Source organism: Micromonospora sp. SYSU B005 (genome assembly GCF_055362685.1).
The window spans coordinates 74,904-100,675 of sequence record NZ_JAXCFU010000017.1 but is presented as its reverse complement, the minus strand read 5'-3'; the positions used below and the strand labels follow the sequence as shown (position 1 = coordinate 100,675).

Below are 25,772 nucleotides of genomic sequence, written 5' to 3'. Positions count from 1 at the left end.
CCGCCAGGGGCACGGCTGGTTAGCTACGTTCGGAAGGGATAACCGCTGAAAGCATCTAAGCGGGAAGCTCGCTTCAAGATGAGGTATCCCACCCACATTGTGGGGTAAGGCCCCCAGCTAGACGACTGGGTTGATAGGCCGGAAATGTAAGCCCGGTAACGGGTTCAGTTGACCGGTACTAATAGGCCGAGGACTTGACTACTAAGCTGCTACGCGTCCACTGTGCAACTCTGAACAAACCACCACCCATGTTGTTGGGTTGGTTGACATGTTCATAGAGTTACGGCGGTCATGGCGGAGGGGAAACGCCCGGTCACATTCCGAACCCGGAAGCTAAGCCCTCCAGCGCCGATGGTACTGCACTCGGGAGGGTGTGGGAGAGTAGGACACCGCCGGACAATCTTTCAAATTCAGGGCCACCCCCACCGGGGTGGCCCTGAATTGCGTGACCGGAAAGCCGGCCCGAAGGCCGGCTGCGGTCAGCGGCGCTGGACGGACTCGCGGATGTCCCGGAACAGGGCCGCTGCGTCATCGACCCGGCGGCCCGGGAACATGCCCATCACCACGCTGCCGTGGTCGGCCCACCCGCACACCGCGAAGTCGCCGCCGTCGCCGCTCGTCGTACCGCACTTCATCACGCCGCCCAGGCGACCCGCGTCCACCTCGCGCAGCCCTGCCACCCGGCCGGTCTCGTCGGCCATCAGGCCGAACAGGGTGTCCAGGTCACGTTCGGGCTGCCAGAGCAGCGTGGTGCCGCCGAACAGCAGCACCGAACGCTTGGCGTCCCCGCGGTCGGAGTAGACGGCGCCGTAGCCGCGGTCCAGTTCGATGTCGGCGGCCAGTCCGTCGCGCAGGTAGTCGGCGGTGCTGCGGGCCCGTTCGCTGTCGTCGCGTACCAGCCCGGCCACCTCGGCCGGCTGACCGAGCGTGGTGTCCTTCTGCTGGATCACCCGCCAGCCGCCCAGCCCGAGCGCGCCGGCACCGGCCAGGCCAGCCGCCAGCAGGGAGGCGAGGACGATCTTCCGGCGCCGGGACATGGGACGGCGTTCGGGCTCCTGCGCGGGATCGCGGCGGCTCAGCTCGATCGGCTCATCGGTCAGCTCGACCGGATCGGAACCCCCGTCGACCGGGCGCTCGGTGAGATGCGCGTCGGACATGACCGCCACCGTACGCGAATCACAGGTGGTGCACGTCGGGTCCCCGAAAGCGCTCCGTAGACTTTCAGGGTGACCGAGAGACTGGATGCCCGACGCCCCGACGCCCCGACCCTCGCCGGCCAGTACCAGCCCGGCGAGGTAGAGCAGCGACGGTACGAGCAGTGGGTAGCCGGCGGGCACTTCCGGGCGTCGGCGGACAGCGAGAAGCCGCCGTTCACCATCGTCATCCCGCCGCCGAACGTCACCGGCTCGCTGCACATGGGGCACGCGTTCGAGCACACGCTCATGGATGCGCTCACCCGGCGAAAGAAGATGCAGGGGTACGAGGCGCTCTGGCTGCCGGGCATGGACCACGCCGGCATCGCCACCCAGAACCTGGTCGAGCGGCAGCTCGCCGGTGAGGGGCTGTCCCGGCACGACCTCGGGCGGGAGAAGTTCGTCGAGCGGGTCTGGCAGTGGAAGGCCGAGTCCGGCGGCGCGATCCTCGGCCAGATGCGCCGGCTCGGCGACGCGGTCGACTGGGACCGTGAGCGCTTCACCATGGACGAGGGCCTGTCCCGGGCCGTGCAGACCATGTTCAAGAAGCTCTTCGACGACGGGCTCATCTACCGGGCCAACCGGATCATCAACTGGTGCCCGCGCTGCCTCACCGCGTTGTCCGACATCGAGGTGGAGCACACCGACGACGAGGGCGAGCTGGTCTCGATCCGCTACGGCGACGAGGTCGTGGTGGCGACCACCCGCGCGGAGACCATGCTCGGCGACACCGCGGTGGCGGTGCACCCGGACGACGAGCGCTACAAGCACCTGATCGGCACCGAGGTGGAGCTGCCGCTCACCGACCGGCGGATCCCGATCGTGGCCGACGAGCACGTCGACCCGAGCTTCGGCACCGGCATGGTCAAGGTGACCCCGGCGCACGACCCGAACGACTTCGAGATCGGCCAGCGGCACGACCTGCCCTCGCTGACGATCATGGACGAGCGCGGCGTCATCACCGCGCCCGGCCCGTTCCAGGGCCTGGACCGGTACGAGGCCCGCCCGGCGATCGTCGCGGCACTTCGCGAGCAGGGCCGGATCGTGGCCGAGAAGCGGCCGTACCTGCACGCGGTGGGGCACTGCTCGCGGTGCAAGACGACCGTCGAGCCGCGGCTGTCGTTGCAGTGGTTCGTCAACACCGCGCCGCTGGCCAAGGCCGCCGGTGACGCGGTGCGCGACGGCCGGGTGAAGATCGAGCCGGCCGAGCTGGCCAAGCGCTACTTCGCCTGGGTCGACAACATGCACGACTGGTGCATCTCCCGCCAGCTCTGGTGGGGTCACCGCATTCCCGTCTGGTACGGCTCGGACGGCGAGATCGTCTGCGTCGGCCCGGACGAGGAGCCGCCGACCGGCGAGGGCTGGCGGCAGGACGAGGACGTGCTGGACACCTGGTTCTCCAGCGGTCTGTGGCCGTTCTCCACGCTCGGCTGGCCGGAGCAGACCCCGGACCTGGCGAAGTTCTACCCGACCAGCGTGCTGGTCACCGGCTACGACATCCTGTTCTTCTGGGTCGCCCGGATGATGATGTTCGGCCTGTACGCGATGGACGGCGTGCAGCCGTTCGACGTGGTGGCGCTGCACGGCATGGTCCGCGACGAGCACGGCAAGAAGATGTCGAAGTCGTTCGGCAACGTGGTCGACCCGCTGGACTGGATCGACCGGTTCGGCGCCGACGCCACCCGGTTCACGCTGGCCCGGGGCGCCAACCCCGGCCAGGACGTGCCGGTCAGCGAGGAGTGGTGCCAGGGCTCCCGCAACTTCTGCAACAAGCTCTGGAACGCCACCCGGTTCGCGCTCCTCAACGGCGCGCACACCGACGGGCCGCTGCCGGCCGCCGCCGACCTCTCCACCGTCGACAGGTGGATCCTGTCCCGGCTGGCGCACGTCACCGCCGAGGTCGACGAGCAGTTCGAGGCGTACGAGTTCGCGAAGGTCTGCGACCTGCTCTACCACTTCGCGTGGGACGACGTCTGCGACTGGTACGTGGAGCTGAGCAAGCCGGTGCTGGCCGAGGGCGGCCCCGCCGCCGACGCCACCCGCCGGGTGCTGGGCCACGTGCTGGACCAGCTCCTGCGGCTGCTGCACCCGGTCATCCCGTTCGTCACCGACGAGCTGTGGGCCGCGCTCAGCGGCGGCGAGACCGTACTGTCGGCGTCCTGGCCGGTCGCCGACCGTACCCTGATCGACGACGCCGCGGAGGGCGAGGTCGGCACCCTCCAGCGGGTGGTGACCGAGGTCCGGCGGTTCCGGTCGGACCAGGGGCTGCGGCCGACCCAGCGGGTCGCCGCGCGGCTCGACGGCCTGGCCGGCGCGGGCATCGCGGCGCACGAGCCGCTGGTGCGCTCGCTGGCCCGGCTCGACGCCCCCGCAGACGACTTCCAGGCCAGCGCCACGCTGGCCATGCCCGGCGCGGTGAGCGTCGCGCTCGACACCCGCGGCTCGATCGACGTGGCCGCCGAGCGCGCCCGGCTCACCAAGGACCGGGCGGCAGCCGAGAAGGAGGCCACCCAGGCGCGGGCGAAGCTGGACAATCCGGCGTTCGTCGGCAAGGCGCCCGAGCCGGTGGTGGCGAAGATCCGCGAACGGCTGGCGGTGGCCGAGGCGGACCTGGTCCGGATCGACGCCGCCTTGGAGGCGCTTTCCTCGTGAACGACCGCACCGAGTTCGCCGAGGTGGAGGCCGCGCTCAACGCGCGCGGCTTCACCCGGATGCACTTCGAGCTGGAGAAGATCGAGACCCTGCTCGACCTGCTGGGCAGCCCGCAGCGGGCGTACCCGTCGATCCACCTGACCGGCACCAACGGCAAGACCTCGACGGCCCGGATGATCGACTCGCTGCTGCGGGCGTTCGGGCTGCACACCGGCCGCTACACCAGCCCGCACCTGGAGACCGTCCGGGAGCGGATCAGCCTGGACGGCGAGGCGGTGAGCGAGGAGCGGTTCGCGTCCACGTACCGTGAGATCGCGCCGCTGGCCGAGCTGGTCGACCAGCGGTTCGCCGAGCCGCTGACGTACTTCGACATGACCACGGCGCTGGCGTTCGCCACGTTCGCCGACGCCCCGGTCGACGTGGCGGTGGTGGAGGTCGGGCTCGGCGGCGCGGAGGACGCGACGAACGTGATCCAGGCCGGCGTCGCCGTGATCACCCCGATCGGGCTGGACCACACCGAGTGGCTCGGCGACACGATCGAGGACATCGCGCTGCACAAGGCCGGCATCATCCATCCTGGCGCCACAGTGATCGCGGCGGCGCAGGAGGAGGAGGCTGCTCGTCCGATCCTGGAACGCTGCGCCGAGGTCAACGCCACCGTCGCCCGCGAGGGCGCCGAGTTCGGCGTGCTGCGCCGCGCGGTCGCGGTCGGCGGCCAGGTGCTGACCATCCAGGGCCTGGGCGGAGTGTACGAGGAGATCTTCATCCCGCTGCACGGCGCGCACCAGGCGCAGAACGCAGCGGTCGCGCTGGCAGCCGTGGAAGCGTTCCTCGGTGCCGGCGCCCGGCGGCAGCTCGACATCGAGGCGGTCCGTGAGGGATTCGCCGCGACCAGTTCGCCGGGCCGGCTGGAGCGGGTGCGTACCGCCCCGACGGTGCTGCTCGACGGCGCGCACAACCCGCACGGGATGGCCGCGACGGTCGCCGCCGTGCAGGAGGAGTTCGCGTTCAGCAAGCTCGTCGGCGTGCTGGCGGTGCTCGGTGACAAGGACGCGGCGAGCCTGCTGGAACTGCTCGAACCGGTGCTCGACTCGATCGTGGTGGCGGAGAACAGCTCGGCCCGGGCGATGCCGGTGGACGAGCTGGCCGCGCTGGCGCGGGAGATCTTCGGGCCGGAGCGGGTGCAGGTGACCCGGGAGATGCCCGACGCCATCGAGGCGGCGGTGGCGGAGGCCGAGGCGGACGTGCCGGGCGAGCTGTCCGGGGTGGGCGTGCTGATCACCGGATCGGTGGTGACAGTGGCCGACGCCCGCCGGCTGCTCAAGCGATGACCGGCCCGCAGCGCCCGACAGGGCCGGAGCAGCCCGACGGCGTCCGCCGGTCGGGGCTGCGGAACCCGGACAAGGCGGTGCGCGGACTCGGCGCCGGCACGATGTCGCTGGAGGCGCTGGTGCTGCTGCTGGCCATCCAGCCGATCCGGGTGGTCGGCGGTGACCTGAGCGGCGCGGCGATCGGCGCGATCGTGACGCTGGCGGTCGCCTGTGTGGTGCTCGCCGGGATGACGCGCCGCCCGTGGGCATGGCACGCCGGCACCGTCATCCAGGGACTGCTGCTGCTCTCCGGGCTGCTGCACTGGTCGCTGTTCGCGCTCGGGGTGATGTTCGCGCTGGTGTGGGCGTACGCGCTGCACGTGCGGCGGGTCATCCTCGGCTGACGCCGTCGCGGGTGTTGAGAAGGGGGCCTTCCTTACACCTGCGCGAGGGTGCGCCACTGCGTCAGCGCGACGCCGTGGCCGTCGGGGTCGCGGAAGGCAGCCGCCCACACCTCCAGCTTGGTGCCCCGGTTGACCACGCGCGGGGCGTACGTGAACCGGACGCCGGAGTCGCGCAGCCGCTCGTACGCACCCTGGATGTCGTCCACCTCCAGGTTCACGTGCACCAGGCGGCGGCTGATCGGGGCGGCGCCGGTCACCCGGCGCAGCACCAGCCGGGTCGGCCCGGAGACGAGCACGGCGTTGCCCTCGCCCCGGTCCAGCTCCTCGAAGCCGAGCTCGCGGTAGAAGTCGAGGGACCGGTCCAGGTCGGTGACGAGCAGCGTGATGCCGACGCCGCTGATCGGGCTGGCCAGCTCGTCCGGCTCGGTCGCGCCGGACGGGCCGAAGATCGCCTCGTCCAGTTCCTCGGGCGTCGGCGGCGCGTCGGAGCGCCGAGGGGCGTCCGCGGGGTCGTCCAGCGCCACGTCGATCGGGTCGGTCTCGGTGTCGGCCGGCCCGATGTCGGCCCGTCCGGCGTCGGCCGGCCCCGAGCCGGCCGGCCCGGAGTCGACGAGCACTGTCTCGACCGGCACGGTGTCGACCGGCTCCTCGGCCGGCGAGCGGGGCGCCGGGGCGCGGCGGGGGAGCGGGTCAGGGCCGGCCGTGCGTTCGGCCCGCTCGACGAGCTGGCCCTCCAGCACCACCGGGCCGCCGGGGCTCTGGTGCAGCACCACCGGCTCGCGGTCCTCGGCCCGGGGCGGGACGTCGTCCAGGTACGGGTCCGGCACCGGCGGATAGTCGTCGCGGAAGTCGTCCTCCGGCGCGCGCCCGGCCCACGGCGGCGCCTCCTGCGCGATCAGCGGCTCGTCCAGCGGGTCCGGCTCGGCGGCGTACTCAGGCGGCAGGTCGGCGACCGCGGCGGCGCTCTCCGCGTGCGTGGGCACCTCGTCCCAGAGCACGCGTACGTGCCGCTGGTCGTCGAGCGCCACCCGGACCGGCAGCGCCTGGCCCAGCGAGGGCCACTTGGCGACCGGCACCCGAGGCTCGATGATCTTCTTGGAGCGGGGCGGCAGCCCCGGTGCGTCGATCACCAGTTGCAGCTCGCACCGGCCGAACGCGTACTGGGTGGGCGGCTCGGAGGCGCTGTGCACGTGCCCGAGGCCGATCACCCAGGTGCGGCCGCCGCCGCGTACCGTGGCCAGGGCGATCGCCAGCACCAGCAGCGCCACGCCGAGCGCCACGATGGCCCAGCTGGTCATGCCGAGCCCGAACACGGTCACGAAGGTGGCGACCGTGCCCAGCACCGCGCCGATCAGTTTGCGTACCGGCGCGATCGTGCGGTTCCCGCCATTCGCCACAGTGGACCTCCCAGGGGTTCCAGGGCCAGGCTAGGCCGCCGCGGCGGGCCAGGGAAGACGCAGCCGCCGCGCCGGCGCCGGGACCGGGTCGCTACGCTGACCGTACCCAGCCGAACCCCGTTTGAGTGCGCAGGAGGAACCCAGCGTGTCCAGCAGCAGCCCGGACGAGCGGTCGCTCGTACTGATCAAGCCCGACGCGGTGCGCCGCGGTCTGGTGGGCGAGATCCTGTCCCGTTTCGAGCGCAAGGGCCTGCGGATCGACGCGATGGTGAGCCGGACCATGGACGGCGGCTTCGCCGACCAGCACTACGCCGAGCACGTCGACAAGCCGTTCTACCCGCCGCTGAAGACGTTCATGACCAGCGGCCCGCTGGTGGCGCTGGTGCTCTCCGGCGACCAGGTGGTCGAGGTCGTGCGCGCGATGATCGGCAGCACCGACGGCCGCAAGGCCGCCGCCGGCACCATCCGCGGTGACCTGTCGCTGTCGAACCGGGAGAACCTGGTGCACGCCTCCGACTCGGCGGACAGCGCCAAGCGCGAGATCGCGCTCTGGTTCCCCGAGCTGGCCTGACCGACGCGCCGACGGCCCCGGCCCGCTCCTGGCGGGACCGGGGCCGTCGTGTGTCAGCGATCAGACCTGCGCCGGCGGCTGCGTCTGGCAGGTCACCGCGACCCGGTTCCACACGTTGATGGTGGCGATCGCCATCACCAGGTCCGCCAGCTCCTTCTCCGACCACACCTTCGCCGCGGCGTCCCAGACGTCGTCCGGCACGCCGTGCTCGCCGAGCCGGGTCACCGCGTCGGTGAGGGCCAGCGCGGCCCGCTCCCGCTCGTCGAAGAACGGCGCCTCGCGCCACGCCGCGACCGCGAACAGCCGGCGGCTGTCCTCACCGGCCGCCAGCGCCTCGCGGCTGTGCATGTCGACGCAGAACGCGCAGCCGTTGCGCATCGACGCCCGCAGCTTCACCAGCTCCAGCACGGTGTGGTCCACGTTCGCCCGGACGTACTTCTCCAGGCCCAGCACGGCCTGGTACGCCTCCGGTGCCACCGCCGCCATGTCCATCCGGCTCATCGCCGCCTCCTTGAGGGTTCGGGTACGCGCACAGGACGGGGCACGGCGGGTGCGGTGTGACGGCCCGGCGGTGTGACGGTGGTCATGCCGGGGCGCTGGACAGCAGTCGTCGACGTGCCGGTCACCTCGACCGGAGTCCCCGGCCACCTGCGGCCGGTAGACCGGGCTGGCGACACTGCCGACCCCTCGGGCCTCACCCAGGCTCTCGTTGATCATGAAGTTGACGGCGATGTGGATCTCGGATTCCGCCGTCAACCTCATGATCGACGGGGCGGAGGCGGGGCGGAGGCGGGGCGGAGGCGGGCGGGAGATACTCGGCGGCGCGGTGGGTGGGGGGTCGAGTACGCTTGACGGGCACAGGCGACGACCCGGCCATCACCGGCGAGCCTCCGGAAGAACGGCCGGGTGACCGGCTCAGTAGAACCGGACGGGACGGCCCGTCACAGCCGGCCAACGAGCGGGCGGTCGCACCTCGGCCGCCAAGCGGGGTGGTACCGCGGGCCACGCCCGGGACGCCGGTCACGGCGTACCGGATTCGGCTCGTCCTCGCAGACCACAGACGAGTGAGCTGCTGAGGGAGAGCGACAGGCGATGGCCTATCCGTTGCACGACCCGACCGGCGCCGGTGTCCCGGCGAGCCCGGACCTGCCCGCGGTCGAGCGCCGGGTGCTGGAGCACTGGACGGCCGACAAGACCTTCGAGGCCTCGGTCGAGGCCCGCGACGCGGGCCGGAACGGCGAGAACGAGTACGTCTTCTACGACGGCCCGCCGTTCGCCAACGGCCTGCCGCACTACGGCCACCTGTTCACCGGCTACGTCAAGGACGTGGTGCCGCGCTACCAGACCATGCGCGGCAAGCACGTCGAGCGCCGGTTCGGCTGGGACTGCCACGGCCTGCCCGCCGAGGTGGTGGCCGAGAAGCAGCTCGGCATCACCACCAAGGCGGAGATCCTCGACCTCGGCGTGGCCCGGTTCAACGACGCCTGCCGCACCTCGGTGCTGGAGTTCACCCACGACTGGGAGCGGTACGTCACCCGGCAGGCCCGCTGGGTCGACTTCGCCAACGACTACAAGACGCTCGACCTGGACTACATGGAAAGCGTCATGTGGGCCTTCAAGACCCTGCACGACAAGGGTCTGGTCTACGAGGGCTTCCGGGTGCTCGCGTACTGCTGGCGGTGCGAGACGCCGCTGTCGAACACCGAGACCCGGATGGACGACGTCTACCGGGACCGGCACGACCCGACGCTCACCGTCTGGTTCGAGCTGACCGCCGACGAGAACGCGCCGGAACCGCTGCGCGGGCCGGTCAAGCTGGGCGTCTGGACCACCACGCCGTGGACGCTGCCGTCGAACCTGGCGCTCGCCGTCGGCCCCGACATCGAGTACGCGCTGCTGGAACGCGACGGCGAGCGCTACGTCGTCGGCGCCGCGCGCCTCGGCGCGTACGCCAAGGAGCTGGAGGGGTACGAGCAGGTCGGCACCGTGTACGGCCGCGACCTGGTCGGACGCCGCTACACGCCGCTGTACGACTTCCTCGTCGAGCCGGCCGGCCCGAACGCCTACCAGGTGCTCGGCGCGGACTTCGTGACCACCGAGGACGGCACCGGGATCGTCCACCTGGCGCCCGCCTTCGGTGAGGACGACCAGAACACCTGCAACGCCGCCGGCATCCCCACCGTCGTGACGGTCGACGACCACACCCGGTTCACCGCGCTGGTGCCGCCGTACCAGGGCGAGCAGGTCTTCGACGTGAACAAGCCGGTGATCCGGGAGCTGAAGGAGCGGGGGGTGGTGCTGCGGCAGGACACCTACACCCACTCCTACCCGCACTGCTGGCGCTGCGACACCCCGCTGGTCTACAAGGCGGTGTCGTCGTGGTTCGTCGCGGTGACGACGTTCAAGGACCGGATGGTCGAGCTGAACCAGCAGATCAACTGGACGCCCGGCCACATCAAGGACGGCTCGTTCGGCAAGTGGCTGGCGAACGCCCGGGACTGGTCGATCAGCCGGAACCGGTTCTGGGGCTCGCCGATCCCGGTGTGGAAGTCCGACGACCCGAACTACCCGCGGGTGGACGTCTACGGTTCGCTGGAGCAGATCGAGCGGGACTTCGGCGTACGCCTGACCGACCTGCACCGGCCGGCGGTGGACGACCTGGTCCGCCCCAACCCGGACGACCCGACGGGCAAGTCGATGATGCGCCGGGTGCCGGAGGTGCTGGACTGCTGGTTCGAGTCCGGCTCGATGCCGTTCGCCCAGGTGCACTACCCGTTCGAGAACCGCGAGTGGTTCGAGCACCACTACCCGGGTGACTTCATCGTCGAGTACATCGGGCAGACCCGCGGCTGGTTCTACACCATGCACGTGCTGGCCACCGCGCTGTTCGACAGGCCGGCGTTCCGCAACTGCCTGAGCCACGGCATCCTGCTCGGCTCGGACGGCCGCAAGATGTCCAAGAGCCTGCGCAACTACCCGGACGTCTACCACGTGTTCGACTCCTACGGGTCGGACGCGATGCGGTGGATGCTGATGTCCTCGCCGGTGCTGCGCGGCGGCGACATGGCGGTCACCGAGTCGGGCATCCGGGACGCGGTGCGCCAGGTGCTGCTGCCGCTGTGGAACGTCTGGTACTTCTTCTCGCTCTACGCCAACGCCGACGGCTACACCGCGCGTCGTCGTACCGACTCGGCGAACGTGCTCGACCGGTACGTGCTGGCGAAGACGAACGAGCTGGTCGCGACCGTCGGCGCGCAGATGGACGCGTACGACATCTCCGGCGCCTGCGCCACCGTGCGGTCCTACCTGGACGCGCTGACCAACTGGTACGTGCGCCGGTCCCGGGACCGGTTCTGGGCCGGCGACGCGGACGCGTTCGACACGCTGTGGACCGTGCTGGAGACGCTCTGCCGGGTGGTGGCACCGCTGGCGCCGCTGACCGCCGAGGAGATCTGGCGCGGGCTGACCGGCGAGCGGTCGGTGCACCTCACCGACTGGCCGCAGGCGGACGAGTTCCCGGCCGACCACGAGCTGGTCTCCGCGATGGACAACGTCCGGGCGGTCGCCTCGGCGGCGCTGTCGCTGCGCAAGGCCAAGGGCCTGCGGGTACGGCTGCCGCTGGCGACGCTCACCGTGGCGTCGCCCGTCGCCGCCCAGCTGCGGCCCTTCGCCGACCTGGTCGCCGACGAGGTCAACGTCAAGGAGGTCGTGCTCACCGACGAGGTGTCCGCGTACTGCCAGCAGGTGCTCACCGTGGTGCCGCGGGCGCTCGGCCCGCGCGTCGGCAAGGCCGTCCAGCAGGTCATCAAGGCGGTCAAGGCGGGGGAGTGGGAGCTGCGCGACGGCGCCCCGGTCGCCGCCGGGGTCACGCTGGCCGAGGGCGAGTACGAGCTGCGCCTGGTCGCCGCCGACGCCGAGCACTCCGCGCCGCTACCAGGCGGTGAGGGAGTGGTCGTGCTGGACACCGAGGTCACGCCGGAACTCGCCGCCGAGGGGCTGGCCCGGGACGTGGTCCGGGTCGTGCAGCAGGCCCGCCGCGACGCCGATCTGGACATCTCCGACCGGATCACGGTGGCGGTCTCGGCGTCCGAGGAGGTGCGCGCGGCGGTCGCCGCGTACACCGGGTTCGTGGCCCGGGAGGTGCTCGCCGACAGCATCGACTTCGCCGAGGGCCTCGACGGCTTCTCCGGCGAGGCCGGCGAGGGCGAGCGCGTGACGGTGACGGTCCGCAAGGTGTGAGCGGACCGGGCCCTCCTGCACCCTCTCGGGTGGAGGAGGGCCCGCACCCAGCGAGTGGACTGCGGGCCACCCGCTCGGTGGCGGACGGCCGCGTCGGCTACCGTGACAGCGCCTGTTTCACGTACGACCGCCGGAGGACCCGTGCCCCTGCTCTACACCATCGGCAAGCTCACCGTGGCGCCCGCGCTCCGGTTGGCCTTCCGTCCGCACGTGGAGGGTTTGGAGCACATCCCGGCGACCGGCGGCGCGATCTTCGCCAGCAACCACCTCTCCGTCGCCGACGAGCTGCTGCTCGGCACCGTGGTGCCCCGGCACCTGGCGTTCTGGGCCAAGTCGGAGTACTTCAAGGGCACCGGCCTCAAGGGCGGCTTCTCCAAGTTCGTGCTCACCGGCCTGGGCGCGATCCCGGTCGAGCGGGCCGGTGGCCGGGCGGCGCTGACCGCGTTCGACGCGGCGATCCCGGTGCTCAAGGCCGGCGACCTGGTCGCCGTCTACCCGGAGGGCACCCGCTCCCCGGACGGGCGGCTCTACCGCGGGCGTACCGGCACCGTCCGGCTGGCCATCGCCGCCGGTGTGCCGATCATCCCGGTCGGCGTGACCGGCACCGACAAGGCCCAGCCCATCGGTACGCGGATCCCGCGACCGGGCCGCGCCAAGATCACTATGAAGTTCGGCAAGCCGCTGGACTTCACCGGCCGTCCCGACGACCGCACGTCGCTGCGCACGATGACCGACGAGATGATGGCCGAGATCCAGAAGCTCAGCGGCCAGGAGTACGTGCCGCGCTACGCCCCGAAGCGCGCCGACCAGGCCGGCGGCGAGCAGACCGCCTGAGCGGTCAGGACTTCGGCACCACCACGCGCTGGCGCAGGTCGTTCAGCAGCCGCCCGCTGTCGTCCACCGACAGCCGGGTGAACACGCCGGTGGTGAGGCTGCCGTGGTCGGCCGAGACGCAGACCACCACCGAGTCGCCGTCCGCGCGGCCGACGGCGCAGCGCTCGTGGCGTCCCCGTACGCCGGTGTCCACCACCACCGACTCCTGCAGGGCGTAGTCCCCGGCGAGACGTTCGATCTCCGACTTGGCGTCCGACTCCGGGCTGAACCGCAGCCCGGTGGTGCCGAACAACGTCACCCGCTTGCCGTCGCTCGTGCTGTAGATGCCGGCGAACGTGTCCTCGGCCAGCAGGTTCGACTCGCGTACCCGGGACTTCAGCTCCTCGGCGGCGGCCCGGCTGCTGTCGTCCTGACGTAGCCGCATCGAGTCGATCTGGTCCGGGAGGGTGGCGCTGGCCGGGTACTGGGTGGAGATCGGCTGGAACCACCAGAGCGGGAGCCCGCAGCAGCAGGCGACGGAGAGCAGCAGCACCCAGGGCCAGCGGCGCCGGCGGCGGGTCCGCTTCGGCGGCTGCTGCCAGCCCGGCGGCGGTGCGACAGGCGGACCGGCCTTGCCCCGGCGCTGCTTCGGCGGCCGCCCGGGCTTCGCCGGCGGCGCGACGGGCGCCGCGGGCGGCAGGGGCCGGGCGGCGGGCGGAGCGGGATGGTGCGGCGGCGAGACCGGCTGGGCCGGTCCGGGGTACGGGGCGCTGTGCGGCGGGGGCGAGACCGGCCGGGCGGCGGGCGGCGCGGGACGGGCCGGTTGCGGGGCAGGGTGAGCGGCCGGGTGGGCCGCCGGTGGCGCCGGGTGCGCCGGGTGCGGGTTGTTCGGCACGGCCCAGGGCGCGGTGTACGGCAGCGTCGGCGTCGGTGGCGGCAGCTCCGGGGCGTGCAGCTCCCAGCCGGTGGTGTCCACCCCCGCCCACGGGTCGACAGGCGTGGCGTGTTCCGGCGACGCGAGCGGCGGCACCGGGGTGGGCTCGGCGGACTCGCCCCAGGCGGGCCGGCGTGCCGGCGGTGGCGGGACGGCTGCGGAACCGCTCCAGCGGGGCGCCTCGGCCCGGGTCGGGTTCGGGGCGTTCTCCACGCGGGTCGGGTCCGGCGTGTTCCCGGCCCGGATGGAGGCCGGGACGTTCTCGACCTTGGTGGGATCCGGCGTGGTCGCGGCCCGGGGTGGCTGCGGCGCGACGTCGATGCGGGTCGGATCCGGCCGGCCCCCGGTACGCGGAGTGGGGACGGGCGTGGTGCGGCCGGGAACCGCTGCGGATCCCCGCGCCCGGGTCACCGGTACGGGCGGGGTGGCGTCGATGCCGGCCGGTGTTCCGGCGTCGGCGGTCGGGGCCTCGCTGTCTGTGGGCGCGTCGGCCGCGTCGGCCGGCGTTCCGGCGTCGCCGGTGGGGGCGTCGGCGGTCGTCGTGCTCGCCGGTGGGTTCGGGCTCGTGCCGTCGAGCGCGGTGGTGTCGGCCGGGTCTGCCGGCTCGCCCGCCGGTTCGGCTCGTTGGCCCCGCCGTGCCGGTTCGGCCTGCTCGGACGGTTCGGGGCGGTCCTCCGGCAGCGCCCGCCCGTCCTGCCGCGCGGGTTCGGCCTGCTCCGACTGCTCGGCGGGGGCCGGCTGCGGGCCGGTGGTCGAGGCCGCCGGGCTGGGCGTGACCGGGACGTCGGGCGGGGAGGCGGGCGCCGCGGCGCCGGACGGCTGCTCGGCCGGAACGTCGGCAGAGGTCGGGTCGTCGGCATAGGTCGGGTCGTCGGCGCCCTCCGGCGTGGTGGACGGGGACGCCGGAGCCGAGGCGCCGGTGGCGTCCTCGGTGACGGCGGCGGTCGCCGGCTCGGTGACGGACGGCATCTCGGCCCCGTCGGCCGGCCGGTCCGCCCCCGGCTGCGGCTGCGGCATCGCGGCTATCTCCTCTCGCGCCCGTTGCGAGGTTAGTACCGCCCCGCCACCCGGGACGAATCCCGCCCGCCCCGGGCCCCCACTCCGGTGATCAAGGAGTTCGTGTCCGGTGGGAGCGTGGGACAGTCCGCAAACTCCTTGATCAACGCGGTGGACACGGGCGCGGGCGCGGGAGAGGGCGGGGGCACCGCGTACGCTTGGGCATCATGAGTGCCCCGTCCACGACCCCGCGTCCCGCCGCCGCCAACTCGGTCTGGCCCCGGCTGGAGCCGTTGCTGCCGCAGGTGACCAAGCCCATCCAGTACGTGGGTGGAGAGCTGGGCGCGGTGGTGAAGGACTGGGACGCCGCGACCGTCCGGTGGGCGCTGATGTACCCGGACGCGTACGAGGTGGGCCTGCCCAACCAGGGCGTGCAGATCCTGTACGAGGTGCTCAACGAGCTGCCCGACGTGCTGGCCGAGCGGACGTACGCGGTCTGGCCGGACCTGGAGAAGCTGATGCGCGCCCACAGCGTGCCGCAGTTCACCGTCGACGCCCACCGCCCGGTGCGTGACTTCGACGTGTTCGGCGTCTCGTTCTCCACCGAGCTGGGCTACACCAACCTGCTCACCGCGATCGACCTGGCCGGCATCCCGATGCTCGCCGCCGACCGCACCGACGCCGACCCGGTGATCGTGGCCGGCGGGCACGCCGCGTTCAACCCGGAGCCGATCGCCGACTTCGTCGACGCCGCGGTGCTCGGCGACGGCGAGGAGGCGGTCCTGGAGATCACCGCCATCGTGCGGGAGTGGAAGGCGGAGGGCTCCCCGGGCGGCCGGGACGAGCTGCTGCTGCGGCTGGCCCGGACCGAGAGCGTCTACGTGCCGCGCTTCTACGACGTCGACTACCTGCCGGACGGCCGGATCCAGCGGGTCGTGCCGAACCGACCGGACGTGCCGTTCCGCGTGCACAAGCGCACGACCATGGACCTGGACGCCTGGCCGTACCCGAAGAAGCCCCTGGTGCCGCTCGCCGAGACGGTCCACGAGCGGTACGCGGTGGAGATCTTCCGGGGCTGCACCCGGGGCTGCCGGTTCTGCCAGGCCGGCATGATCACGCGCCCGGTGCGGGAGCGGTCGATCACCACCGTCGGCCAGATGGTCAAGGAAGGGCTGGAGTTCTCCGGCTTCCACGAGGTGGGCCTGCTGTCGCTGTCGTCGGCCGACCACTCCGAGATCGGCGACATGTGCTCCGGCCTGGCCGAGCAGTACGCCGGCACCAACGTCTCGCTGTCGCTGCCGTCGACCCGGGTGGACGCCTTCAACATCGACCTGGCCCAGGAGCTGTCCCGCAACGGCCGCCGGACCGGTCTGACCTTCGCCCCCGAGGGCGGGTCGGAGCGGATCCGCAAGGTGATCAACAAGATGGTGTCGAAGGAAGACCTCATCCGCACCGTGGTCACCGCGTACTCCAACGGCTGGCGGCAGGTGAAGCTCTACTTCATGTGCGGCCTGCCCACCGAGACCGACGAGGACGTCCTGGAGATCGCCGACATGGCGCACGAGGTGATCCGGGCCGGCCGCGCCGCCACCGGGTCCAAGGACATCCGCTGCACGGTCTCCATCGGCGGGTTCGTGCCGAAGCCGCACACCCCGTTCCAGTGGGCCTCGATGGAGCGGCCGGAGGTCATCGACGGCCGGCTCAAGCTGCTCAAGCAGGCAATCAACAGCGACCGGTCGCTGGGCCGGGCGATCGGCTTCCGCTACCACGACGGCGAGCCGTCGCTGATCGAGGGCCTGCTGTCCCGGGGCGACCGCCGGGTCGGCTCCGTGATCCGCAAGGTCTGGGAGAACGGCGGCCGCTTCGACGGCTGGAGCGAGCACTTCTCGTACCAGCGGTGGGTGGACGCCGCCGCCGAGGTGCTGCCGGCGTACGGCGTGGACCTCGACTGGTACACCACCCGCGAGCGTGAGGAGCTGGAGGTCCTGCCCTGGGACCACCTCGACTCCGGCCTGGACAAGGACTGGCTCTGGCAGGACTGGCAGGACTCGCTGTCGGAGTACGAGCAGGACGACTGCCGCTGGACGCCCTGCTTCGACTGCGGTGTCTGCCCGTCCATGGACACCGAGATCCAGATCGGCCCGACCGGCCGCAAGCTGCTGCCGCTCACCCCGGTCAACGGGCTGAAGCTGCCCGCCGCCGCCCAGGGCTGAGCCCGCCCGTACGCACCGGAGCGCGGGAACCCGACACGGGTTCCCGCGCTCCGTCGTCTCCGGTGACCGCCGCGGTACGCGGGGTGGGGGTGCCCCGACTGGTCCTTCCTCGATACGCTGCGTCCGTAATGGACCGGCCGCGCCGGTAGCGGGGAGGACAGGCAGCATGGGCATCAATCCGCCGGACACCGGCGATCTGCACGTCAGCGTCGAGGACCTGGATGCGGCGGCCGAGTACATCGAGCGCCTCAAGCAGTACGTCGAGGACACCATCTCCTGGGAGATGCAACGCATCAAGGAGGACATGAAGGGCGACAGCAACAGCCCGCAGATCATGCCCAACGGCACCCCGTTCGGCGCGTTCGCCGACGCCCGGTTGCAGTGGCAGGCGCTGGAACGCTCGACGGCCAACATGGAGGCCCACCTCAAGGGTCTCTCGGCCAAGCTGGCCGGCCTGAAGAAGGGCACCGAGGACATCGCCAAGGCGTTCCGCGACGCCGAGGAGCGCAACGCCGCGAACGGCAAGGACATCGAACGGCTGCTGGAGTCCGCGGCTCCGCCGCCCGGTGGCGCCGAGCCGCCCACCTACCCGTACCCGGCCTGAGAGAGGAGACGGTCATGGCTGGAGCCACCTGGGAACGCTGTGTCCGCGAGGTGACGCTGTCGGCGGATCCGTACACCGTCGGCGTGGTCGGCTCGGGGTGGAGCAACCTCTCCACCGCTCTGGGCCACCTGCGCGACTCCCTCGTCGGCCGGTCGTTCGTCGGTCCGATCGCGGCCGGCCAGGAGCGCCCGCACACCGGCGGCCTGCCCGGGATGCTCGCCGGCTGGAAGGGCAGCGGCGGCGACGCGTACCGCGAGCACCTGTCCGAGATCGGCAAGGACATCGAGGACCTCATCACGCACGCCAGCAACGTCAGTGGCGCGCTGTCGCGGATCGAGGGTGACATCCGCAAGACGGTGGCGAGCATCCCGATCCCGCTGATGGACAACTTCGGCTGGAACGAGTGGAGCCTGCCCGGCGGCACCGAGCTGGACGACGCCCGCGACGGGGAGAGCCAGTCCGGCTTCCTCGCCGCCCTGCGCAGCGACTACCAGGGCAACCAGTCCCTGTACGCCGACGGCGCGTTCCGCGACAAGGCCGACGACCTCGAAGCCACCATGAAGATCGACGGCAACGCCAGCGACCAGAAGCGTGGCGGCTGGTGGGACACCAAGTCGCACCTCGACAACTGGTACAACGACAACCAGAAGGCGGCCAACGCGGCGATGTCGCCGTTGCCGGCGGCGGTCGAGGCCGAGCGCCCCAAGCTGGCCGTACCCCAGCCCAAGAACGACTTCGGCGACGGCTACCGGGGCGACCCGCGTGTTCCCCCGTCGGGCGTACCCGGTGGTGGCCTGCCCGGTGGCGGCGCACCCGGCGGCGGCATGCCCGGCGGTGGCATGCCCGGCGGCGGCCCGATGCCGTCCATCGGCAGCACCGGCATCGGTGGCGGCACGCCCGGTGGCGGCTCGTACACGCCGCCCCCCGGTGGGCCCGGCGGCGGCCTGCCGGGCGGCGGCTCCTACACCCCGCCGACCACCGGGGGTATCCCCGAGCTCGGTGGCGCCCCCGGCTCGGGCACACCGGAGTACGGCAGCGGTCTGGCCGGCGCCGGCGGGCCCGGCACGGTCACCGCCGGCGGGCCCGGCACGCTCGGCCTGGGCGCCGGCGGCGTCGGCGGTGGCGCGGGTGGACTGAGCGCCGGTGGCGGCGGCTTCGGCGGCGGTGGCGCCGGCCTGGGCTCGGCCGGTGGGATCGGCGGCGGTGGGATCGGCGCGGCCGGCGGCATGGCCATGGGCGGCCTGCCCGGCATGGTCGGCGGCGGTAACGGCAAGGTTCCGCCGCTGACCAGCGCGGCCAGCGCGCTGAAGGCCGCGGCCGCGGCGGGCCCGGGCGGCGCGGCGGGTGCGCGTGGCGGGATGGCCGGCGCCGGAATGATGGGCGGCGGGATGATGGGCGGTCACGGCGGCGCCGGTCACGGCGGCGACGCGGCAGGGCACTCGTCATGGTTGACTGAGGACGACGATCCGTGGGGCACCGGTGACGGTGCGTCCCCGGGCATCCTGCGATGAGGACGGACGGATGAAGGTGCACGTCGGCGCGCTCCGGCCGGTGGCTGCCGGCCTGTTTGCCGGACTGATGCTGCTGGGCGCCGCCCAGCCGGCGGTCGCCGCTCCGCGTCGCGCCGAGCAGTGGTATCTGGACGAGCTGCGGATCGACCGGGCGCACCAGATCTCCACCGGCCGGGGCGTCGTCGTGGGCGTGGTGGACACCGGCGTCGACGCGGGGCACCCCGACATGCGGGGCCAGCTGCTGGCCGGGGGAAGCACCCGCGATTCCGGCGACGGGCGGCGCGACCCGGACGGTCACGGCACCCACATGGCGGGGATCATCGCGGCCAACGGGACCGGGGTGGTGGGCATCGCGCCCGACGCCCGGATCCTGCCCATCCGGAAGCCCGCCGGCGACGCGTTCACCTCGGACGACTCCGCGCGGGGCATCCGGATGGCCGTCGACGGCGGGGCGAAGGTGCTCAACCTGTCGTACGGCGGTGCCGGAGCCGTGGAGGAGGTCGAGGAGGCCGCGATCCGGTACGCGCTGGAGCGCGACGTGGTCGTGGTGGCCGCCGCAGGCAACGCCCGGCAGGCCGGCCCGGACGTCACCTCACCCGCCAAGATCCCCGGTGTGATCGCGGTGACCGGCACGGTCCGGGGCGGGGGCTTCTGGTCCGGATCGGCCTCGGGGCCGGAGGCGGTGATCGCCGCGCCCGGTGACGAGGTCTACAACATCGGACCGGACCGGGGCTACGGCTGGGGTGACGGCACCTCCGACGCCGCCGCCGTCGTCTCCGGCGTCGCGGCGCTGATCCGGTCGAAGTACCCGAAGCTGTCCGCGCCCGACGTGATCAACCGGATCATCCGCACCGCCCGGGACGCGGGCCCGCCCGGTCGGGACCCCCGGTTCGGCTTCGGCCGGATCGACCCGGTGGCGGCGCTCACCGCCGACGTGCCGGGGGTGTCGGCGAACCCGCTGCTCGGGGCTGCCGCGCCGAGCGCGTCAGCGCCACCGGCCGCCGCCGAGGACGACAACTTCGACGTGACGAAGTACGGCGACCGGGGCGGCCCCACCGACCAGCAGGTGATGGTCATCGGCATCGGCATCGCCGTGGCGCTCGTGGTCCTGCTGGCGCTCGTGGCGTTCCTGATCTGGAACCGCCGCCGTCACCGGCGCGAACTGGCCCGGGCCGGCGCGATCCCGGAGGAGGACTTGGACCGGCTGAACGGTCAGGGCCCACCGGTGCCCGCCGGTCACGCGGCCGCCCCGCCGCCCGGCTACGGCGCACCCGGCGGCTACCCGCCGCCCGGCGCGCACCCTCAGCAGGGCGGCTATCCCCAGCAGGGCGGATACCCGCCGGGGGCGTACCCGCCGCCGGGTGGATATCCCCAACCCGGTGCGTACCCGCCGGGCGAGGGCGCCTATCCGCCGCAGGGCCAGGCCCACCACGCCCCACCCGGCCAGAGCCCTTACGCCCCACCCGGCGACAACCGCTCCTGACCCACACCCCTACCGCCCCGCCCCGCACCGCCCGCGCCCGCCCACCCGGCACGCCCTCGGCCCGACGATCATGAAGTTGGCGGCACATTCGGAGATCGACTTCGCCGCTAACTTCATGATCAGCGAGGCGAGCGCGGGGTGGGGCGGGGGCCAGGGTGGGCGAGGGCGGGGTTTGGGTGGGTTTGGGGTGGGTGGGGTGGCCCCGGGTGTGGGGCGTGGCGGGCGCTGCGTCAGGATGAGACCGATACGCAGGCACAGCCGAGGAGCTCACGATCGCCAGAAAGCCTCAACCCGAGGGCGGCCAGGCCCCCGTCGTCCAGCGGGTCCGTATCCGGTACGCCAAGCGTGGGCCGCTGCGGTTCACCTCGCACCGGGACTTCGCCCGGGCCTTCGAGCGCGCGCTGCGCCGGGCCGGCGTGCCGATCGCCTTCTCCCAGGGGTTCACCCCGCACCCGAAGATCTCCTACGCCTCGGCCGCCCCGACGGGTGTGGCGAGTGAGGCCGAGTACCTGGAGATCGGGCTCCGTGAGCCGGTCGACCCGGCGAAGCTGCGCGAAGCCCTCGACGGCGCCCTCTCACCCGGACTCGACGTGCTCGACGCGGTGGAGGCCACCGGTGGCAGCCTGGCCGACCGGATCGAGGCGTCGTACTGGCGCATCGAGTTGCCCGAGGTCGACCCGAAGGTGCTCGCGCAGGCGGTGGCGGCCTTCACCGCCGCTGACGAGATCCAGGTCGAGCGGATGACCAAGCAGGGGCGGCGTACGTTCGACGCCCGAGCGGCAGTGGTATCAATCGATGTGATGGCTCCGGCTGAGACGCCTTCCGGGGCGGCGGCCGTACCGTGTGCGATACTCGAACTGGTCGTGCGGCAGGTCACCCCGTCCGTTCGGCCCGATGACGTCCTGTCCGGCCTCCGCGCGGTGGCCGCCCTGGAGCCGCCGGTCACCCCGAAGGTGATTCGGCTGGCGCAGGGCACGCTGACCGCGCAGGGCGAGATCGTCGATCCGTTGGAAGCGGATCGCGACGGGGCAACCATCGGAGAGCGCTGACCGTCGGTCAACGCTCTGGCAGGCAGACTTCGGCGGTCGCGCGTTTGCGCGCCCGGCGGAAACACCTTTGCGGCAACCCTGCGTGGCAGCGCTCACCCGCGCCCGGGGCGGCCAGAACTGGAGAACGTCCATGCTCGAGAACGAGCCCGAGGGCGGCGAACGGACCGGCGCAGAGCCGACCGGGACGACCGCCGACAGTGCCGCCACCGCCTCCGGCAGCGCCGCGAGCGCGACCCCGGCCGGCGCCGAGGGAGCCACCACGGAAGGCACCGTGGAGGGCGTCGCCGAGACCAAGCCGCCGGCCCGTAAGCGGGCCAGCCGCCGCAAGGCCGCTCCGCTGAACCAGCCGGAGCAGACCGACGCGCCGGTCGAGGCGTCCGGCACGGTGACCGGCAGCGGCGAGTCGCCGCAGGCCGAGGTGTTCGCACCGATCGCCGGTGAGTTGGACACCGCGCCCAAGACCACCCGGCGGCGTCGTAAGGCGACGCCGGCGAAGGCGGTCGAGGAGCCGGTGGCCGCAGCCGGGGTGGAGGCTGCCTCGGAGGAGGTCGTGCCGCCGGTCAAGGTGACCCGGACCCGTCGCCGCAAGGCCACGCCGGCTGCCGAGACCGTCGCCCCGGACGAGACCGCCGCCGCGGGGCAGGCGCCCGCGGACGGCATGATCGACGGGCCGGTGTCCGCGCCCGGTGGCGATCTGATCGCCGAGGGACGCGCCGACATCGACGGCGGCGAAGCCGCCGCCCCGGCCGGGACCGCCACCGAAGAGACCGCCGGTACCGGCGGCCGGACCCGTACCCGCCGGCGCGCCGCCGCCAAGACCACCGCCGCCGGCGACAAGACCACCAGCGGGAGCAGGGCCGCCGCCGGTACGGCGAGCACCGGCGCCGCCGAGAGCACCGTCGAGGACGTCGAGGACGAGGACGCCGAGAGCGAGACCGGCGGGACCGTCGAGGACGCGGGCGCCGCTGCCGCGCGTACCCAGGAGGTCGACCTGGCCCGCAGCGGCGGCCCGGCGGACGCGACGGGCGTCGTGTCGACGGGCGCCGCCGTGCCGCGCGTGGCCGAGGAGCCGGCCGAGACGCCGCCGCCCACCAGCCGCCGCCGTCGTGCCGCGCTCTCCGCGCCGACCGTCCTGTTCATGGCGCCGCAGCCCGACGAGGCGCCGGCCGTCCAGGTGACGTACCCGGCGGCGGAGGAGCCGATCGAGGAAGCGGTCGAGACCGGCCGGCGCCGCCGTCGCGGCCGCCGTGAGGTCGAGCCGGTCGAGGCCGAGGTCGAGCCGGAGGCCGCCGAGGAGGAGTCCGCCGCCGAGGCCGAGGAGGCCGTCGAGGGGGACGAGGACGACGAGACGGCCGCGGGCCGGCGTCGCCGTCGCAGGGGCCGCCGGGGTCGTGGCCGGGGCAAGGGCGGCGCGGACGAGGCCGACGACGAGGACGGCGAGGAGCCCGTCGCGGCCGAGGCCGCCGAGGGCGAGGCCGAGGAGTCCGCGGAGGACGAGGAGGCCGAGGGCGAGGGGATGACCCGTCGCCGTCGCCGTCGTCGCCGCCGGGGAGCGGGGGAGGCGGACACCGCCGCCGAGGACGGTGTGCCGACCGTCGTCAAGATCCGTGAGCCGCGCAAGCCGGTCGACGAGGTGCAGGGTGTCTCCGGCTCGACCCGGCTGGAGGCCAAGCGGCAGCGGCGGCGGGACGGCCGCGAGCAGCGACGTACCCGCCCGCCGATCCTGAGCGAGTCGGAGTTCCTGGCCCGCCGCGAGGCGGTGGACCGGGTGATGGTGGTCCGCCAGCGCGGTGACCGTACCCAGATCGCCGTGCTCGAGGACGGCGTGCTCGTGGAGCACTACGTCACGCGGAACTCGTCCGGCACCATGGCCGGCAACGTCTACCTGGGCAAGGTCCAGAACGTCCTCCCGAGCATGGAGGCGGCCTTCGTCGACATCGGGCGCGGGCGCAACGCGGTCCTGTACGCCGGTGAGGTCAACTGGGACGCCACCGGCCTGGAGGGCCGGGCCCGCTCGATCGAGCAGGCGCTGCGCTCCGGCGACTCGGTGCTGGTGCAGGTGACAAAGGACCCGATCGGGCACAAGGGCGCGCGGCTGACCAGCCACATCGCGCTCTCCGGCCGGCACCTGGTCTACGTGCCGAACGGCAACGCCTCCGGGATCAGCCGCAAGCTGCCCGACACCGAGCGCAAGCGGCTTCGGGACGTGCTGAAGAAGCTGGTGCCGGACGGCGCCGGGGTGATCGTCCGGACCGCGGCCGAGGGCGCCAGCGAGGACGAGCTGGCGCGTGACGTCAAGCGGCTCCAGGCGCAGTGGGAGGACATCCAGGCCAAGGCGACCGAGGGCGGCGCCCCGGTGCTGCTCTACGAGGAGCCGGACCTGGTCATCCGCGTGGTCCGGGACCTCTTCAACGAGGACTTCCGCGAGCTGGTCATCGAGGGCGAGCCGGCGTACGACCTGGTCGAGTCGTACCTGTCGCACGTCTCGCCGGACCTGGTGGCGCGGCTGCGCCGGCACGCCGGGGTGGCGGACGTGTTCGCCGAGTACCGGATCGACGAGCAGATCCTCAAGGGGCTGGACCGGAAGGTCTTCCTCCCCTCGGGCGGCTCGCTGGTGATCGACCGCACCGAGGCGATGACCGTCGTCGACGTCAACACCGGCAAGTACACCGGCTCCGGGGGCAACCTGGAGGAGACGGTCACCCGCAACAACCTGGAGGCGGCCGAGGAGATCGTGCGCCAGCTGCGGCTGCGTGACCTCGGCGGCATCGTGGTGATCGACTTCATCGACATGGTCCTGGAGTCGAACCGGGAGCTGGTGCTGCGCCGGCTCACCGAGTGCCTCGGCCGGGACCGTACGAAGCACCAGGTCACCGAGATCACCTCGCTCGGCCTGGTGCAGATGACCCGTAAGCGCATCGGCGCGGGCCTGCTGGAGGCGTTCAGCGAGACCTGCGAGTGCTGCAAGGGCCGGGGCGTGATCATCCACACCGAGCCGGTGCCGGAGAAGCCGCGCGGCGGGGCGGGGGAGAAGGTCAAGGCGGTCGCCTCGGCTGTCACCGCACCGGTCGAGGAGAAGAGCGGCCGGCGCCGGGGCCGCAAGGCCGCCGCGGAGAAGCCCGCCGTGGAGGCCGCGCCGGAGCCCGCCGCCGTGCAGCCGCCGGCCGTCGAGCCGCCTGCCGCACCGGCCGCCCCGGAGCGGACCGTCGCCGAGGTGGTCGAGACCGACGACGACTACTACGACACCCAGGGCTACGACTTGTCCCGGTTCGAGACGGACACGCCGGCCGCCCCGGCGGTCGCGGACAGCCAGGAGGGCGACTCGGCCCGGCTGGCCGCCGCCGACGACCCGGACGCGATCGGTGACGGCGACAACGACGACGACAGCGGCGCCCCGCGCCGGCGGGCACGCCGTGGTGGCGCCCGGCGGCGTACCCGGCCGTGAGGCTCTGACCTGCTCGAACAGGACCCCTGAATCCGCACGCTATGGGTGGATTCAGGGGTTCTGTCGTGTCCGCTGGCCGCCGGGAGGCCGCGGACCGCGGGCCCGGTTTGGGGGGCGGGCCGGGTATGGCGTACCCTTGCCTGCGGCGCACTTTTGGTGTGCCGAGTTCCCGCGTGCCCGCGCTGCCGGTGTCACGGCTCCCGGCGAGACGCCGTGGGAACGACCGCGAACGGTGTGACAGCCGACTGCGGTGGAATAGACGCCAGTAGCCTCAACGACAGGGAGTCCGCCTCCGATGTACGCGATCGTCAAGACCGGCGGCAAGCAGTACAAGGTCGCCGAGGGCGACGTGATCGAGGTCGAGAAGCTCGCCGGTGCCCCCGGCGACGCGGTGAAGCTCACCGCGGTGCTCCTCGTCGACGGTGACGACCTGGTGACCGACGCGGCGAAGCTCGCGAAGGTCGCGGTGTCCGGCGAGATCGCCGCGCACACCAAGGGCCCGAAGATCCGGATCCACAAGTTCAAGAACAAGACCGGCTACCACAAGCGCCAGGGTCACCGCCAGCCGCTGACCCAGGTCAAGGTGACCGGCATCTCCAGCGGGAAGTAGGTCGTCCTCCAATGGCTCACAAAAAGGGTGCGTCCAGCTCGCGTAACGGCCGTGACTCCGCGGCCCAGCGACTCGGCGTGAAGCGCTTCGGTGGTCAGGTCGTCAGCGCGGGTGAGATCCTCATCCGTCAGCGTGGCACCAAGTTCCACCCCGGTGACCTGGTCGGCCGTGGCGGCGACGACACGCTGTTCGCGCTGGCCGCCGGTTCGGTGCAGTTCGGCACCAAGCGCGGTCGCAAGACCGTCAGCATCGTGCCGCAGCAGTAGTTCTGAAAGCGTTGCGGGCCGCGGACCTCGAGTCCCGGCCCGCTTCGCTTTTTCACGCGCGGGGCGGACCCCGCTGGAAGGA

Annotated in this window: 18 protein-coding genes and 2 rRNA genes; 16 read left to right on the top strand and 4 right to left on the bottom strand. The window is 72.7% G+C overall.

Annotated elements, in window-relative coordinates; all coding sequences use genetic code 11:
• Both SM452_RS27325 and rrf read left to right on the top strand, forming a co-directional pair.
• Nucleotides 1-202 (top strand): 23S ribosomal RNA (locus SM452_RS27325); the annotation flags it as partial.
• 79 nt (nucleotides 203-281) lie between these two features.
• A 5S ribosomal RNA gene (rrf, locus tag SM452_RS27320) occupies nucleotides 282-398 on the top strand.
• An 81-nt stretch (nucleotides 399-479) separates the two neighbouring features.
• Here the strand turns inward: rrf and SM452_RS27315 are convergent.
• A complete protein-coding gene (locus SM452_RS27315) occupies nucleotides 480-1,157 on the bottom strand; it encodes a hypothetical protein (RefSeq protein ID WP_355514160.1) in 678 nt (225 codons plus the stop codon).
• A gap of 69 nt (nucleotides 1,158-1,226) precedes the next feature.
• Here SM452_RS27315 and SM452_RS27310 point away from each other — a divergent pair, with 69 nt between their 5' ends.
• From SM452_RS27310 to SM452_RS27300, 3 genes are read left to right on the top strand one after another with little or no spacing between them, the layout of a single operon-like run.
• Nucleotides 1,227-3,845, top strand: coding sequence for a valine--tRNA ligase (locus SM452_RS27310; RefSeq protein ID WP_355514157.1), 2,619 nt, complete (start codon nucleotides 1,227-1,229; stop codon nucleotides 3,843-3,845).
• Nucleotides 3,846-3,904: 59 nt separating this feature from the next.
• A complete protein-coding gene (locus SM452_RS27305; RefSeq protein ID WP_436798938.1) occupies nucleotides 3,905-5,176 on the top strand; it encodes a bifunctional folylpolyglutamate synthase/dihydrofolate synthase in 1,272 nt (423 codons plus the stop codon).
• The gene (locus SM452_RS27300; protein ID WP_463840987.1) at nucleotides 5,173-5,559 is read left to right on the top strand and encodes a DUF4233 domain-containing protein; all 387 of its coding nucleotides are present in this window, start codon (nucleotides 5,173-5,175) and stop codon (nucleotides 5,557-5,559) included. Before SM452_RS27305 ends, SM452_RS27300 begins: the two co-directional genes overlap by 4 nt.
• A gap of 32 nt (nucleotides 5,560-5,591) precedes the next feature.
• Here the strand turns inward: SM452_RS27300 and SM452_RS27295 are convergent, their stop codons facing one another.
• The gene (locus SM452_RS27295; RefSeq protein ID WP_463840986.1) at nucleotides 5,592-6,956 is read right to left on the bottom strand and encodes a VOC family protein; all 1,365 of its coding nucleotides are present in this window, start codon (nucleotides 6,954-6,956) and stop codon (nucleotides 5,592-5,594) included.
• 145 nt (nucleotides 6,957-7,101) lie between these two features.
• On the opposite strand from SM452_RS27295, the gene ndk reads away from it, so the two are divergent.
• Entirely contained in the window at nucleotides 7,102-7,527 is a 426-nt protein-coding gene (gene ndk / locus SM452_RS27290; RefSeq protein WP_013475497.1) for a nucleoside-diphosphate kinase, read from the top strand.
• Nucleotides 7,528-7,587: 60 nt separating this feature from the next.
• Here ndk and SM452_RS27285 read toward each other — a convergent pair whose 3' ends face one another.
• Nucleotides 7,588-8,028, bottom strand: coding sequence for a carboxymuconolactone decarboxylase family protein (locus tag SM452_RS27285; protein ID WP_262015115.1), 441 nt, complete (start codon nucleotides 8,026-8,028; stop codon nucleotides 7,588-7,590).
• A 591-nt stretch (nucleotides 8,029-8,619) separates the two neighbouring features.
• On the opposite strand from SM452_RS27285, the gene ileS reads away from it, so the two are divergent.
• Both ileS and SM452_RS27275 read left to right on the top strand, forming a co-directional pair.
• Nucleotides 8,620-11,766 (top strand): isoleucine--tRNA ligase, encoded by a 3,147-nt coding sequence (ileS, locus tag SM452_RS27280; protein ID WP_463840985.1) that lies wholly within the window; start codon nucleotides 8,620-8,622, stop codon nucleotides 11,764-11,766.
• Between the two features lie 141 nt (nucleotides 11,767-11,907).
• A complete protein-coding gene (locus SM452_RS27275) occupies nucleotides 11,908-12,600 on the top strand; it encodes a lysophospholipid acyltransferase family protein (RefSeq protein ID WP_262015118.1) in 693 nt (230 codons plus the stop codon).
• Between the two features lie 4 nt (nucleotides 12,601-12,604).
• On the opposite strand, the gene SM452_RS27270 is transcribed toward SM452_RS27275, so the two are convergent.
• Nucleotides 12,605-14,530, bottom strand: coding sequence for a hypothetical protein (locus tag SM452_RS27270; RefSeq protein WP_463840984.1), 1,926 nt, complete (start codon nucleotides 14,528-14,530; stop codon nucleotides 12,605-12,607).
• Between the two features lie 206 nt (nucleotides 14,531-14,736).
• Between SM452_RS27270 and SM452_RS27265 the strand changes: the two genes are divergently transcribed.
• The 8 genes from SM452_RS27265 (at nucleotide 14,737) to rpmA (ending at nucleotide 25,690) form a co-directional block, all read left to right on the top strand.
• Entirely contained in the window at nucleotides 14,737-16,722 is a 1,986-nt protein-coding gene (locus SM452_RS27265) for a TIGR03960 family B12-binding radical SAM protein (protein ID WP_262015120.1), read from the top strand.
• A gap of 166 nt (nucleotides 16,723-16,888) precedes the next feature.
• A complete protein-coding gene (locus SM452_RS27260; RefSeq protein ID WP_262015121.1) occupies nucleotides 16,889-17,326 on the top strand; it encodes a hypothetical protein in 438 nt (145 codons plus the stop codon).
• Nucleotides 17,327-17,340: 14 nt separating this feature from the next.
• A complete protein-coding gene (locus SM452_RS27255) occupies nucleotides 17,341-18,837 on the top strand; it encodes a hypothetical protein (protein ID WP_355511788.1) in 1,497 nt (498 codons plus the stop codon).
• Nucleotides 18,838-18,847: 10 nt separating this feature from the next.
• The gene (mycP, locus tag SM452_RS27250; RefSeq protein WP_355511790.1) at nucleotides 18,848-20,320 is read left to right on the top strand and encodes a type VII secretion-associated serine protease mycosin; all 1,473 of its coding nucleotides are present in this window, start codon (nucleotides 18,848-18,850) and stop codon (nucleotides 20,318-20,320) included.
• 329 nt (nucleotides 20,321-20,649) lie between these two features.
• A complete protein-coding gene (locus SM452_RS27245) occupies nucleotides 20,650-21,369 on the top strand; it encodes a TIGR03936 family radical SAM-associated protein (RefSeq protein WP_135241611.1) in 720 nt (239 codons plus the stop codon).
• A gap of 130 nt (nucleotides 21,370-21,499) precedes the next feature.
• Entirely contained in the window at nucleotides 21,500-24,814 is a 3,315-nt protein-coding gene (locus SM452_RS27240) for an Rne/Rng family ribonuclease (RefSeq protein ID WP_463840983.1), read from the top strand.
• Nucleotides 24,815-25,109: 295 nt separating this feature from the next.
• Nucleotides 25,110-25,424 (top strand): 50S ribosomal protein L21, encoded by a 315-nt coding sequence (rplU, locus tag SM452_RS27235; RefSeq protein WP_018787289.1) that lies wholly within the window; start codon nucleotides 25,110-25,112, stop codon nucleotides 25,422-25,424.
• A gap of 11 nt (nucleotides 25,425-25,435) precedes the next feature.
• Entirely contained in the window at nucleotides 25,436-25,690 is a 255-nt protein-coding gene (gene rpmA, locus SM452_RS27230) for a 50S ribosomal protein L27 (RefSeq protein WP_013288010.1), read from the top strand.
• Nucleotides 25,691-25,772: the final 82 nt, after the last annotated feature.

What these genes read in the sequence shown, in the direction of transcription:
- SM452_RS27270 (WP_463840984.1), bottom strand. Translation starts at nt 14,530, where the DNA reads ATGCCGCAGCCGCAGCCGGGGGCGGACCGGCCGGCCGACGGGGCCGAG.
- mycP (WP_355511790.1), top strand. Translation starts at nt 18,848, where the DNA reads ATGAAGGTGCACGTCGGCGCGCTCCGGCCGGTGGCTGCCGGCCTGTTT.
- SM452_RS27305 (WP_436798938.1), top strand. Translation starts at nt 3,905, where the DNA reads ATGCACTTCGAGCTGGAGAAGATCGAGACCCTGCTCGACCTGCTGGGC.
- rplU (WP_018787289.1), top strand. Translation starts at nt 25,110, where the DNA reads ATGTACGCGATCGTCAAGACCGGCGGCAAGCAGTACAAGGTCGCCGAG.
- rpmA (WP_013288010.1), top strand. Translation starts at nt 25,436, where the DNA reads ATGGCTCACAAAAAGGGTGCGTCCAGCTCGCGTAACGGCCGTGACTCC.
- SM452_RS27285 (WP_262015115.1), bottom strand. Translation starts at nt 8,028, where the DNA reads ATGAGCCGGATGGACATGGCGGCGGTGGCACCGGAGGCGTACCAGGCC.
- SM452_RS27260 (WP_262015121.1), top strand. Translation starts at nt 16,889, where the DNA reads ATGGGCATCAATCCGCCGGACACCGGCGATCTGCACGTCAGCGTCGAG.
- SM452_RS27265 (WP_262015120.1), top strand. Translation starts at nt 14,737, where the DNA reads ATGAGTGCCCCGTCCACGACCCCGCGTCCCGCCGCCGCCAACTCGGTC.
- SM452_RS27300 (WP_463840987.1), top strand. Translation starts at nt 5,173, where the DNA reads ATGACCGGCCCGCAGCGCCCGACAGGGCCGGAGCAGCCCGACGGCGTC.
- SM452_RS27255 (WP_355511788.1), top strand. Translation starts at nt 17,341, where the DNA reads ATGGCTGGAGCCACCTGGGAACGCTGTGTCCGCGAGGTGACGCTGTCG.
- SM452_RS27315 (WP_355514160.1), bottom strand. Translation starts at nt 1,157, where the DNA reads ATGTCCGACGCGCATCTCACCGAGCGCCCGGTCGACGGGGGTTCCGAT.
- ileS (WP_463840985.1), top strand. Translation starts at nt 8,620, where the DNA reads ATGGCCTATCCGTTGCACGACCCGACCGGCGCCGGTGTCCCGGCGAGC.
- SM452_RS27240 (WP_463840983.1), top strand. Translation starts at nt 21,500, where the DNA reads ATGCTCGAGAACGAGCCCGAGGGCGGCGAACGGACCGGCGCAGAGCCG.